This is a genomic window from Betaproteobacteria bacterium (assembly GCA_009693245.1).
Classification (GTDB): domain Bacteria; phylum Pseudomonadota; class Gammaproteobacteria; order Burkholderiales; family SHXO01; genus SHXO01.
On the sequence record SHXO01000098.1, the window covers coordinates 1 to 11,345 of the forward strand.

Sequence of the window (11,345 nt, forward strand, 5' to 3'; positions counted from 1 at the left end):
AACACCAAGACCAAGCCCGCCACGAAGAGGCCCTCCAACGACTGTACATTCGTGAATCCGCCGCGAGCCTTGGGTGGAGGCAGGGCCTCGCCCTCGATGACGCGCAGCATGCGGTCCACGCCTGCTTGTATACCGCCAGCGAAATCGTCCGCGCGAAAACGCGGCACGATCGCTTCGTCGATGATGCGCTTGGAGGTGGCGTCGTTCAACACCCCTTCGAGTCCGTATCCAACCTCAATCCGTAGCCGCCGGTCTTCCTTCGCCACGATGAGAAGGGCACCGTCGTCCACGCGTTCGCGCCCTAACTTCCACTTCTCCACCACGCGAAGGGAGTACTGCTCGATCTCCTCCGGTTTGGTCGTGGGAACGATGAGGACCGCCACCTGGCTTCCCTTGCCGCGCTCGTAGGCTGCCAAGCGCGATTCCAACTCCTGTTGCTGGCTTGCGGACAAGGTCGCCGTGAGATCCGTAACCCGCGCCCGCAGATCGGGAACCGGCTGGAGTTCCTGCCCTGGGACGGGCAGCGCTAATGCCCAAAGCACCAGTGCCAGGAAAGATTTCACGGGTTTACTTGGGCGCAGGCGCGGGCTGCGAGAAATCCACCGCGGGCGGTTTGGCGATAGCAGCCTCGTTCTCCACCGTGAAACTTGTCTTGGGCTTGTAGCTAAACATCATGGCCGTGAGGTTCACGGGGAACTGGCGGATCGTGGTGTTGTAGTCCTGCACGGACTTGATGAAGCGGTTGCGCGCGACGGTAATTCGGTTTTCCGTGCCTTCCAATTGGGCTTGCAGATCGCGGAAGTTCTGGTCGGACTTCAATTGCGGGTAGTTCTCCACGATCACCATTAAACGCGAGAGGGCCGAAGTCATTTCTGCCTGCGCGGCTTGGAAATTCCGCATGGCCTGCGGATCGTTCACCAATTCAGGTGTCGCCTGAATGGATCCGACCTTGGCGCGCGCCTGCGTCACGCCAAGCAAAACCCTTTCTTCTTGCGAAGCGAAACCCTTTACCGTGTTCACCAGGTTGGGAATCAAATCCGCGCGGCGTTGGTATTGATTGAGCACCTCGCTCCACGAAGCCTTGATGGCCTCGTCCTGGCTTTGAATGGTGTTGTAACCGCAACCGCCCAGGGCGAGCGATGCGGCCAGTGCGAACAGTGCCATCAATCTTTTCATATCACGGTCTCCTGTGGAACAGCGCCTTAAATGGGTGCGGTTACCTTGGATTTCAACTGCGTCATGGTTTCCACCACAAAACATAGATCCTCCCAGGCCTTGGATTTATCCGGCAAGTTGCGCAGTAGATAGGCTGGGTGATAGGTGACGATGAGCGGAATCCCATGATAATCGTGCAAGCTCCCGCGCAGGCTGGCGATGGAGGTTTGGCGTTGCAGCAGGTTATCCGCCGCCGTTTTGCCCAGCGCGACGATTAGGCGCGGCTGGATCAAGGCGATTTGGCGTTTGAGATAGGGCTCGCAGGCGTTCGCTTCGGCGGGCTCGGGCACGCGGTTGCCGGGCGGGCGGCACTTGACGATGTTGGCGATGTAGACGTCCTGGCCGCGCTGCAAGCCGATGGACGCCAGCATGTTGTCCAATAAGCGGCCCGCCTGGCCCACGAAGGGCTCGCCCTTCGCATCTTCCTCGGCACCTGGCCCTTCACCCACGAACAACCAACTCGCCGATTCATCCCCAACGCCAAACACGGATTGTTTGCGCCCCGCATGCAAAGGACATTGAGTACAAGCCCGCACAACATCCTTCAACACAGCCCAATCCATAAGGTCCACGCTGGAATAAGACCGAGAAGACTCTCTCACAACGGCGTCTTCCACCTTAGCCGGCGGCACAGCCGCCGGCTCGCGCCTCACCCACACGGGATACAGATTAAGCTCCTTTAGCATGCGCTCCCGGCTGCTCACATCTTTAACTCCATGATCACGGCGTCCTCTCTTCCTTCGCGGGCGGGGTAGTAGTAGCGCCGCACGCCAAGCTCGGTGAAACCTTGGACGGCGTAAAACTTCCTGGCGGTCCAATTAGATTCCCGTACCTCCAGCAAAAACCTCCGCGCCTCGTGGGTTTTCGCCGCGCCTCGCAAATGCTCCATGAATTTCTTGCCCAAGCCTTGACGCTGCCAAGCCATCGCGATACTCAAATTGAGCAAGTGCGCCTCTTCCACCCCGATCATCACCACGGCATAACCCGCTGGCACGCCCGCCGCGAACAGCATCCAGCAACTGTAGCCCGCGGAAAGGGAATCCGAAAAATTACCCTTGGACCAGGGAAACTCGTAGATCCGCGTTTCCATTTGCACCACGGTACCGAGGTCCTCCAAGCGCATGGGGCGTATGCTTGTTTGAAGCGGGAGCACGGTGCTGTTCACGGGACTCGCGCGCGCTCGTTGGTTTTAAGAGCCACCTTGTCACGCACATACAAGGGGGCCGCATGCTCGGGCAAGAGTCCCTCGCCGGCGGCGAACGCACGCACGCTCAAGCGCGCAACTTCGCGCGCGTGCGGGATCAGGTCCGCATTGGCACCCGTCAATTGCGGTCCGTAATGTGTCCGCAAGGCTTCTCCCTGGATTCCAAACCCAGATCCGGCGCCAAACCAACCCCCGCCTTCAAGACTTGGTAGAGCCGCGGGCTTGCACAGCATGGGAGCGATCATCTCGGACCAGCCCTCCCCTTCCTTGCGGTAGGCAGCCACGTAGAGCTCGCCCATGCGAGCGTCGAGGCAACTCAGCACCTTCTCTCGCCCTGAAGCTTCGGCCAACGCGAGCAGCGAGCACACGGGTACCAGGCGCAAATCCGCACCCAGGGCCATGCCCTGGGCCACGCCGCAGGCGATGCGCAGGCCCGTGAAGGACCCTGGGCCACTACCGAAGGCAATCCCGTTCAATTCCCGCACACCTATCCCCGCCTCCTTCAGCAAGCTGTCCACCATCGGGAGTAGCAGCTCGGAGTGGCGTTGGCCGGCTTCGGTCTCTCGGATGCGTATGTCCTCCCCGAGCAGCAGCGCCACGGAGCACCACTGGGTGGACGTTTCGATCGCTAATAGGTTCAGGGGAGGAAAACACGAAAAAATTGGGAGGCAATTGTATCGTTCGCCACGGTAACACACGGTAACAGTAGCTTCGCCGCGCCAGTCCAAGTAAATTACACGTTCGCCATCACGAAGCCCTGCTAGTGTAGTGCTTCACTCTTAATGGCCCTTAAGTTGAAGAATCAGAAGGCATAGGATTGGGGCAAAAATGGCGAAATCGGTCCCAGACGAGGCGAAAACCGCAGCGAGGTTGAACACCTCGCGAGGATTTGCAACGAAGTATGGGGCCGATTCTCGCCATCTTTTGTGCCGTTAAGAGTGAAGCACTACACTAGGGCAGGGCTCTTCAAAATAAACCAGGGAGGAAACATGGCAGGCGTGAATGAAGCTTCCCGCACCCGGCGCACGGTTCTCAAGCAATGCGCCGCGTTGGTAGCCATGGGTGGCTTTCCGGCCCTCGGCGCGCTGGCCTACCTGATGTTCCGCGAAGTCGTCTCCAGTTACACGGCCACATGGCAATTGTGGTTCGGCCTATTGTTCATGAGCTTCATATTGTTCTCTCCTCGCGGCTTGATGGGTCTGGCGGCGCGCGTGCTGGCTCATTGGCGCAAGGTGTAGCCGGCCGCCATGGCCGGCCGCGTCATGCCCGTGGGAGCACAACGAACCCCCGCGTTCCTGCGCGAGCACCCGCCGGTTACAGGAAGTTTGGTTTCCTGCGACTTGGTGATGAAGCGCTTCGGTGGCCTGACCGCTGTGAGCGACGTCAATTTATTCGTCGAAGACCGCAAGGTGCACGCGCTGATTGGCCCCAACGGCGCCGGAAAGACCACGTTGTTCAATGTCATCTCCGGCCTGTACGCGCCCGATCACGGCGCCGTGCGCTTGGCGGGCACCACCGTGGGCGGACTGCCGCCCGATGAGGCCACCCGGCGCGGATTGTCGCGCTCCTTTCCAGATTTCCAGTCTGTTTCCCTCGCTAAGCGCCTACGAGCACCTCAGACTCGGTGTGCAGGCGCGCAGCGGCCGACTCTTCAATCCATTGATCCGTACCCATGCGCTGGTGGACGTGGAGTCGCAGACCAAGGAACTCGTGGAGTTTCTCGGCCTTGAAGGGATGGAGCACACCGCGGTTTCCAACCTTTCCAACGGCTGGCAAAGGCTGGTGGAGCTCGGCGTGGCGTTGGCCGCTAAGCCGCTGGCACTTTTGCTTGACGAACCCCTCGCGGGATTGGCCAGCGCGGAGCGCGAGCGCGTCACCCAATTGATCAAGGGCCTGAGCGAGCACATGGGCGTGCTCATGGTGGAGCATGATATCGACCGCGTCTTTGCCATCGCGGACCGTATCACCGTGATGAATGAAGGCAAGATCCTCGCCGAAGGCGATGCGGCGGCCGTGCGCGCTCATCCGGAAGTGCAGCGCGTCTATATCGGCAGCGGCCAAAAGGCGCGCGTGCGCAGCCGGCCCCGGGGAAGTTCATCGGCGGATCCCATTCTCACCTTGGCGGGAATCAATACCTACTACGGCAAGAGCCATATCCTGCACGACGTCTCCTTCGATGTGTGCCACGGTGAAGTCGTGGCACTGCTCGGGCGCAATGGCGCGGGCAAGACTTCCACCTTCAAAAGTATTCTTGGATTAGTCCCGCCCGAATCGGGCACCATCACCTTCAGCGGGCAGAACCTATCGGGCCTCGCCACGGAACAGATCGCGCGGCTGGGCATCGGCCTCGTCCCGCAAGGCCGAAGATTGTTCGCCGGTCTCAGCGTGGAAGAAAACCTGCAATTAGGAGCGCTCGCCCGCCAAGGAGGTACCGGCGTGAGCTGGGATCTCAACCGCATCTATAGCTACTTTCCTTTTGTGCGCGAGCGCCTGCACGCGAAGGCAGAGCAGCTCTCCGGCGGCGAGCAGCAAATGGTGGCCATTGCCCGCGCCATGTCGGGCCAGGTTAAGCTCCTGCTCTTGGATGAACCCTTCGAGGGCTTGAGCCCAGTCATGGCCGAGGAAGTGTTCAAATCCATCGAGCACCTGAGCCACGAGGTGGCGATACTGATCGTCGAACATCACCTGGACGCTGTGTTATCGCTGGCCGATCGTGCGGTAATCTTGGACCGCGGAAGAGTTTCCTATACCGGCTCAGCCCAGCCGCTGCTGGAGGATCTGGATTTTCGCAAGCAGGCGCTGTGGCTGTAGCGGTTCACAGCTATTCTTAAGGTTTTATACCCATGCAGGAACTTCATGCACCTCAGTCTTCATGATCAAAGAATATTAGTCACCGCCGGAGCCGGAGGCATCGGCCGTGTGATGGCCGAGACCTTCGTCAAGGCAGGGGCACGCGTACATATCTGTGACGTGGTGCCCGCCGCCATCGAGGCAGCCACTAAAGCGCTTGGCGTTAGCGCCACCTTGTGCGATGTTTCCGATCTGAAGCAGGTGGACCAACTCTTCGCCGATGCGAAAAGGCATCTTGGCGGCTTGGATGCGCTAGTGAACAACGCCGGCATCGCCGGTCCCACGGGCAAGGTGGAAGACATTTCCATCGAAGACTGGCGGCGCTGCATCGACATCGATTTGAACGGCATGTTCTATTGCACGCGTCTCGCCGTGCCCATGATCAAAGCGGCAGGCGGAGGAAGTATCGTCAATTTATCCTCGGCGGCCGGCCGCTTGGGTTTTCCCTACCGCACACCGTACGCTGCCGCGAAGTGGGCGGTGGTGGGCTTCACCAAGAGCTTGTCCATGGAGGTGGGCACGGACAACATTCGCGTCAACGCCATTCAACCTGGAGTCGTCGAAGGCGAGCGCATCGATCGCGTCATCGATGCCAAGGCCAAGGCCCTGGGAATCACCTTCGAGGAGCAGCGCGCCATCTCTCTGGAGCGCGTATCGATGAAGAGCATGGTCTCGCCACAAGACATCGCCAACATGGCGCTCTATCTCGCGAGCGACTTGGGCAAGCACATTACCGGGCAGGCGATATCCGTTTGCGCTGGCGTCGAAATGTTGGGATAGGAATGCACATGGAAAAAATCGCAGTCATCGGCTCCGGCCTCATAGGCCGCGCATGGGCCATGGTCTTCGCGCGCGCAGGCCACAACGTCACCATTTGGGATAACGTGCCCGAAGCCATGCCCAAGGCCTTGGCGCTCATCGAGGAAGGTCTCGTGGAGTTACACCGAGCCGGGCTCATCGAGGAAAATCCCAAGACCGTGGCCGCCAGGATTCGCGCCGTGCCTACATTGGCGCAGGCTCTGAGTGACGCCGGCTACGTTCAAGAAAACACATCGGAGGACCTGGAAATCAAGCGCGCCGTTTATAAGCAGATGGACGAGTTAGCGCCACCGCATTGCATTCTCGCCAGTTCCACCTCCACCATTCAGACCTCACGCTTTAGCGAGGGGCTGCCCGGCAAGCACCGTTGCATCGTGGCGCACCCGGTGAATCCGCCGCACATCGTGCCCGTGGTGGAAGTCTCGCCCGCGCCTTGGACCAGCGAGGAAGTCACGCAACGCACCTTGGACTTGCACACCCGGGTGGCGCAGGTTCCCATCACCGTCAAGCGCGAGGTGGAGGGTTTCATCCTCAACCGCTTACAAGCGGCGCTCTTGCTGGAAGCCTGGCGGTTGGTCAAGGAGGGCTATGTCAGCGTGGAAGATGCGGATAAGTGCATCCGCGACGGCCTTGGGTTGCGCTGGGCCTTCATGGGGCCCTTCGAGACCATCGACCTCAACGCGCCGGGCGGCATCCCTGATTACGCACGGCGCTACGGCGCCAAGATGTTTGGGATGATGGAGGACGTCAAGCACGAGCCTTGGGATGCCAAACTGATCGCCGAGGTTAATGCACAATGGCGACAAATCATGCCGCAAGATAAGCACGCCGAGCGCGAAGCTTGGCGCGACCGGCGGTTGATGGCCCTGGCCGCGCACAAGCGCGGCATGGCCGAGAAAGAGTCGCACAAATAGCCCCCATTCACTCACGGAGATTTTCCATGGCACAACGTAAAGTCATCATCACCTGCGCAGTCACGGGCGCTATTCACACCCCGAGCATGTCCCCGTACCTGCCCATCTCCCCCGCGGAAATCGCCGATGCGGCCATCGGTGCGGCCAAGGCCGGCGCATCCATTGTGCACTTGCATGCCCGCATGCCCGCCGACGGGCGACCGACGCAAGATCCGAAGATGTTCATGGAGTTCCTGCCCAAGATCAAGTCGGCGACCGACGTGGTGATCAACCTCACCACGGGAGGCGCGCCCACCATGCTCGTGGAGGAGCGCCTGCAACCCGCGCTGAAATTGAAGCCGGAAGTGGCCTCGCTCAACATGGGCTCGATGAATTTCGGGCTCTACGAAATGATCCCGCGCGTCAAGGAGTGGAAACACGATTGGGAATTGCCCTACTTGGCGGGCAGCGATGAGCGCCTCTTCAAGAATACCTTCAAGGATATCGCCTACATTCTGCAATCGTGCAGCGACAACAACACACGCTTCGAGATCGAGTGCTACGACATCGGCCATCTTTATACGGCGCTGCACTTCCTGGAGCGGGGACTCGTGAAGCCGCCGCTGTTCATCCAATCGGTGTTTGGCATTCGCGGCGGCATTGGCCCGCATTCTGAAGACGTCATGCACATGCGCCGCACCGCCGACCGTTTGTTCGGCGATCAATACCAATGGTCCGTGCTGGGCGGCGGGCGCAATCAGATGTACATCGCGACTCAGTCCGCGGTGATGGGCGGCAACGTGCGCGTGGGCTTGGAAGACAGTCTGTGGATCGGCCCGGGCCAGCTCGCCAAGACCAATGCCGACCAAGTGTCCAAGATCAAGCGCATCATGGAAGAGCTTGGGCTGCAAGTCGCCACCCCCGATGAAGCGCGCGAGATCCTGAAGCTGAAGGGCAAGAATAACGTTAACTTTTAGGCCATTGCCCCCACCCTAACCCTCCCTTGCATACGCAGCATGCGGGGGAGGGTTAGGGTGGGGGCAGAAGCGGAGCAACAACCATTTCGGGAGCGCGCCCTTGAACCGCGCAATCCAAGTCTAGGAGAAAGGTATGAGGTTCGCCGTAGTAGGCGCCGGGGCCATCGGCGGTTATCTCGGCGCCAAGCTCGCGCTGGCGGGCGAGAGCGTGACCTTCATCGCGCGCGGCGCCAATCTCGCCGCCCTGCGCGAAAAGGGGATGACGCTCATCTTCGAAAACGGCAAGGAAGAAACCGCCCTCGGCGTGCGCGCCTTCGACAAGACCGCCGAGGCCGGCCCACAGGACGTCATCTTGCTCACGGTGAAGGCCCATCAGGTGGCGGCGCTGGCTCCGCAATTGGCGGCGCTGTGCCACGAGGAGACGGCCATCGTCACCATGCAGAATGGTATTCCATGGTGGTATTTCCACGGCCTTCGAGGCGAACACGAAGGCAAGGCCGTCAAGAGCGCGGATCCGGATGGCTCCATCGCTGCCCATGTCGATTACAAGCGCATCATCGGCTCCGTGGTCTACCCCGCCTCGGAGTTGGTTCGGCCAGGCGTGGTGCGCTTAGTGGAAGGGAATCGTTTTTCGTTGGGGGAATTGGATGGCACTTCCACGCCGCGCATCCAGGCGATATCCAGCGCCATGACCCGCGCCGGATTCAAAGCCCCTGTCAGCAGCGACATTCGCGCCGAGATCTGGCTTAAGCTGTGGGGGAATCTAAGTTTCAATCCCATCAGCGCGCTGACCCACGCCACTTTGGTGGATATCTGCCAGTACCCGCCGGCTCGCGCACTGGCCGCCGCCATGATGACGGAGGCTCAGACCATCGCGGAAAAACTGGGCGTGCGCTTTCGTATCTCCCTGGAAAAACGCATCGCGGGCGCCGAGCAAGTGGGCGCCCATAAGACCTCCATGCTGCAAGACGTCGAACACGGCCGCGCCATGGAATTGCAAGCTTTGGTGGGTTCCATCGCGGAGCTGGGCCGCATGACCGGCACTCCCACGCCCCACATCGACGCCGTCTACGCCTGCGCCAGTTTGCTCGCCCACACGCTGGAGACGCAGCGGGGGCGATTGCAAGTTCAGTTGGCTTAATTCGAAAACCTTCACCACAGAGGCACGGAGACACAGAGAAAAACATTTGATACAGGAAACGACAATCCAGCCACGGAGCGCGATCGCCGAGCGAAAGAATGAGTGGCTATCGATAAGCTGATTATTGAGCATTCCCATATTCGTGACAGGCCGGGTTCATTACTACCGCTTCCCTCACCCTCGTTCCCTCTCCCGGAGGGCGAGGGAGGAAAAGCCCTTCTCCCTCCGGGAGAAGGGCTGGGATGAGGGAAAGAACTTACGTCCGCCCTGAGCTAGTCGAAGGGCGATGCGGCGATGTGAGGAGGTCTAGAGTTCATGGTTCGATCGTTCGGCTCGCTATGAACGCAAGACTTGATCGGCGAATCCCTAAATTTGATTGCCTTTCTCTGTGTCTCCGTGCCTCTGTGGTGAAAAGCCTTTTTCCAAGAGAATCACACCATGACCGACACCATCCTAGATCTTCTCTCCGCTGGCGCCGATGACGCGGTGGCCATTTCCGCACCTGGCCGCGTACCGCTCACCTACGGCGCATTGCGCGGCTTTCTGCGCGAAACTCTTTCCGCCTTGAACACCTTGGGCGTGGGGCGTAACGATCCCGTGGCCATGGTCTTGCCCAACGGGCCTGAGATGGCGGTTTCGTTTTCCGCCGTCGCCACCGGTTGCACGGCCGCACCCTTGAACCCTTCCTACAAAGCCGATGAGTTAGAGTTTTATCTGAAGGACCTCGATGCAAAACTGCTCATCGTGGAGGCAGGCAAAGCCACACCCGCCATCGATGTCGCGCATCGCTTGGGCGTGGCTGTGGCGGACCTCACGCCCACGCCCGGGCGCGGCGCGGGAACATTCACGCTGGCCCGGCGCGCAGGCGCCCTCGCGCCCGTCAAGAACGAAGCTGCGATCGCAGGCGACATCGCGCTGGTGTTGCACACATCGGGCACCACTTCCCGGCCAAAGATCGTGCCCTTGACCCAACGCAACGTATGCACCTCCGCGCGCAATATCCGCGCGACCCTGGCGCTCACCGAGGCCGACCGTGCGCTCAACATCATGCCGCTTTTCCATATTCACGGCCTCATCGCCGGCGTGCTGGCCCCTCTTTCCGCCGGGGGCCAGGTCTGTTGCACACCGGGCTTCGACGCGCTGCAATTTTTCCGCTGGATGGAAGAAGCGCGCCCCACTTGGTACACAGCGGTGCCCACAATGCACCAGACCATACTCGCTCGCGCGCCGAAAAACCAGGCGGTGATAAGTGCCAATCCACTGCGCTTCGTGCGCTCCTCATCCTCCGCGCTCCCCACGCAAGTTATCCGCGAACTGGAAGCCACTTTCAACGCGCCGCTCATCGAAAGCTATGGCATGACCGAAGCCGCGCACCAGATGGCGAGCAATCCCCTGCCTCCCAAGGTACGAAAACCGGGCTCCGTGGGCATTGCCGCCGGGCCAGAAGTCGCCATCATGGATCAAGAAGGAAATTTATTGCCCAGTGGCGCAACCGGTGAGATCGTCATACGAGGTGCCAACGTCACGTTGGGTTATCAGAACAATCCCAAGGCCAACTGCGAAGCGTTCACCAACGGCTGGTTTCGCACCGGCGACCAAGGTGTTATGGACGAGGAAGGCTATGTCACGCTCACGGGCCGCCTCAAGGAAATCATCAACCGAGGCGGCGAGAAAATCTCCCCGCGCGAAGTGGACGAGGTGTTGATGGACCACCCCGCCGTGCGCCAAGTGGTGACCTTCGCCGTGCCCCACGATAAACTCGGCGAGGATGTCGCGGCGGCCGTCGTTCTGAAGGAAGGAGTAATCGCCACGGAGAAGGAAATCCGCGAATTCGCGGGCCAACGCCTGGCACCCTTCAAGGTTCCACGCACCGTCGTCTTCCTGGACGAAATCCCCAAGGGCGCCACGGGCAAGTTGCAGCGCATCGGGTTGGCGCAAAAGCTGGGGTTAGCCTAACCTTGGGAGTACGAACAAGAATTTCCGTTGGCGAATGCGCCCTTAACATTCTCGCCCGTGTCAGTCCTCGCCGTTCTGATGTATGCGAATGCGGCCTAGTTCGACAATCCAAAGTTGGCCGAAGATTGCCTCTTTGGCAAGAGTGAGCTTCCCTCGGTTTTTAGTCTTCCAACCCATCGGCATTATGCCGCCAGTTCTTGCACATGTTGAGCACTGATCCAGTCTGCAAGGAAGATGCTTGGCGAGGTGTAGCCAAGCGTGGAATGCAGACGCCTGCGGTTATAGAACGG

The 11,345-nt window shown here is 60.2% G+C and carries 13 protein-coding genes; 8 read left to right on the top strand and 5 right to left on the bottom strand.

The annotated features are described in order from the left end of the window. The 5 genes from EXR36_13890 to tsaB form a co-directional block, all read right to left on the bottom strand. On the bottom strand, window positions 1-563 hold a 563-nt coding region (locus tag EXR36_13890; protein MSQ60689.1), incomplete at its 3' end, for a YgcG family protein. Between the two features lie 4 nt (window positions 564-567). Continuing rightward, on the bottom strand, window positions 568-1,176 hold the full coding sequence (locus EXR36_13895) for a LemA family protein (protein ID MSQ60690.1): 609 nt from the start codon (window positions 1,174-1,176) through the stop codon (window positions 568-570). A 26-nt stretch (window positions 1,177-1,202) separates the two neighbouring features. Then, window positions 1,203-1,901 (bottom strand): uracil-DNA glycosylase, encoded by a 699-nt coding sequence (locus EXR36_13900; GenBank protein ID MSQ60691.1) that lies wholly within the window; start codon window positions 1,899-1,901, stop codon window positions 1,203-1,205. Window positions 1,902-1,915: 14 nt separating this feature from the next. Further along, on the bottom strand, window positions 1,916-2,338 hold the full coding sequence (gene rimI / locus EXR36_13905; protein MSQ60692.1) for a ribosomal-protein-alanine N-acetyltransferase: 423 nt from the start codon (window positions 2,336-2,338) through the stop codon (window positions 1,916-1,918). A 38-nt stretch (window positions 2,339-2,376) separates the two neighbouring features. Beyond that, the gene (gene tsaB / locus EXR36_13910; protein ID MSQ60693.1) at window positions 2,377-3,060 is read right to left on the bottom strand and encodes a tRNA (adenosine(37)-N6)-threonylcarbamoyltransferase complex dimerization subunit type 1 TsaB; all 684 of its coding nucleotides are present in this window, start codon (window positions 3,058-3,060) and stop codon (window positions 2,377-2,379) included. A 348-nt stretch (window positions 3,061-3,408) separates the two neighbouring features. Between tsaB and EXR36_13915 the strand changes: the two genes are divergently transcribed. The 8 genes from EXR36_13915 to EXR36_13950 all read left to right on the top strand — a co-directional run bounded on the left by EXR36_13915 (window position 3,409) and on the right by EXR36_13950 (window position 11,055). Then, the gene (locus EXR36_13915; protein ID MSQ60694.1) at window positions 3,409-3,657 is read left to right on the top strand and encodes a twin-arginine translocation signal domain-containing protein; all 249 of its coding nucleotides are present in this window, start codon (window positions 3,409-3,411) and stop codon (window positions 3,655-3,657) included. A gap of 9 nt (window positions 3,658-3,666) precedes the next feature. Further along, window positions 3,667-4,149: an ATP-binding cassette domain-containing protein gene (locus tag EXR36_13920; protein MSQ60695.1), complete on the top strand. Its 483-nt coding sequence runs from the start codon at window positions 3,667-3,669 to the stop codon at window positions 4,147-4,149. Continuing rightward, on the top strand, window positions 3,878-5,230 hold the full coding sequence (locus tag EXR36_13925; GenBank protein MSQ60696.1) for an ATP-binding cassette domain-containing protein: 1,353 nt from the start codon (window positions 3,878-3,880) through the stop codon (window positions 5,228-5,230). Before EXR36_13920 ends, EXR36_13925 begins: the two co-directional genes overlap by 272 nt. Window positions 5,231-5,275: 45 nt before the next feature. After that, the gene (locus EXR36_13930) at window positions 5,276-6,049 is read left to right on the top strand and encodes an SDR family oxidoreductase (protein MSQ60697.1); all 774 of its coding nucleotides are present in this window, start codon (window positions 5,276-5,278) and stop codon (window positions 6,047-6,049) included. Between the two features lie 8 nt (window positions 6,050-6,057). Continuing rightward, the gene (locus EXR36_13935; protein MSQ60698.1) at window positions 6,058-7,002 is read left to right on the top strand and encodes a 3-hydroxyacyl-CoA dehydrogenase; all 945 of its coding nucleotides are present in this window, start codon (window positions 6,058-6,060) and stop codon (window positions 7,000-7,002) included. A 26-nt stretch (window positions 7,003-7,028) separates the two neighbouring features. Next, a complete protein-coding gene (locus EXR36_13940) occupies window positions 7,029-7,958 on the top strand; it encodes a 3-keto-5-aminohexanoate cleavage protein (protein ID MSQ60699.1) in 930 nt (309 codons plus the stop codon). 133 nt (window positions 7,959-8,091) lie between these two features. After that, window positions 8,092-9,099, top strand: coding sequence for a 2-dehydropantoate 2-reductase (locus EXR36_13945; GenBank protein MSQ60700.1), 1,008 nt, complete (start codon window positions 8,092-8,094; stop codon window positions 9,097-9,099). A 438-nt stretch (window positions 9,100-9,537) separates the two neighbouring features. After that, window positions 9,538-11,055, top strand: coding sequence for an AMP-dependent synthetase (locus EXR36_13950; protein ID MSQ60701.1), 1,518 nt, complete (start codon window positions 9,538-9,540; stop codon window positions 11,053-11,055). Window positions 11,056-11,345 lie beyond the last annotated feature (290 nt).

What these genes read in the sequence shown, in the direction of transcription:
- rimI (MSQ60692.1), bottom strand. Translation starts at nt 2,338, where the DNA reads ATGCGCTTGGAGGACCTCGGTACCGTGGTGCAAATGGAAACGCGGATC.
- EXR36_13930 (MSQ60697.1), top strand. Translation starts at nt 5,276, where the DNA reads ATGCACCTCAGTCTTCATGATCAAAGAATATTAGTCACCGCCGGAGCC.
- EXR36_13940 (MSQ60699.1), top strand. Translation starts at nt 7,029, where the DNA reads ATGGCACAACGTAAAGTCATCATCACCTGCGCAGTCACGGGCGCTATT.
- EXR36_13920 (MSQ60695.1), top strand. Translation starts at nt 3,667, where the DNA reads ATGGCCGGCCGCGTCATGCCCGTGGGAGCACAACGAACCCCCGCGTTC.
- EXR36_13935 (MSQ60698.1), top strand. Translation starts at nt 6,058, where the DNA reads ATGGAAAAAATCGCAGTCATCGGCTCCGGCCTCATAGGCCGCGCATGG.
- EXR36_13925 (MSQ60696.1), top strand. Translation starts at nt 3,878, where the DNA reads ATGTCATCTCCGGCCTGTACGCGCCCGATCACGGCGCCGTGCGCTTGG.
- EXR36_13900 (MSQ60691.1), bottom strand. Translation starts at nt 1,901, where the DNA reads ATGCTAAAGGAGCTTAATCTGTATCCCGTGTGGGTGAGGCGCGAGCCG.
- EXR36_13895 (MSQ60690.1), bottom strand. Translation starts at nt 1,176, where the DNA reads ATGAAAAGATTGATGGCACTGTTCGCACTGGCCGCATCGCTCGCCCTG.
- EXR36_13945 (MSQ60700.1), top strand. Translation starts at nt 8,092, where the DNA reads ATGAGGTTCGCCGTAGTAGGCGCCGGGGCCATCGGCGGTTATCTCGGC.
- EXR36_13915 (MSQ60694.1), top strand. Translation starts at nt 3,409, where the DNA reads ATGGCAGGCGTGAATGAAGCTTCCCGCACCCGGCGCACGGTTCTCAAG.
- EXR36_13950 (MSQ60701.1), top strand. Translation starts at nt 9,538, where the DNA reads ATGACCGACACCATCCTAGATCTTCTCTCCGCTGGCGCCGATGACGCG.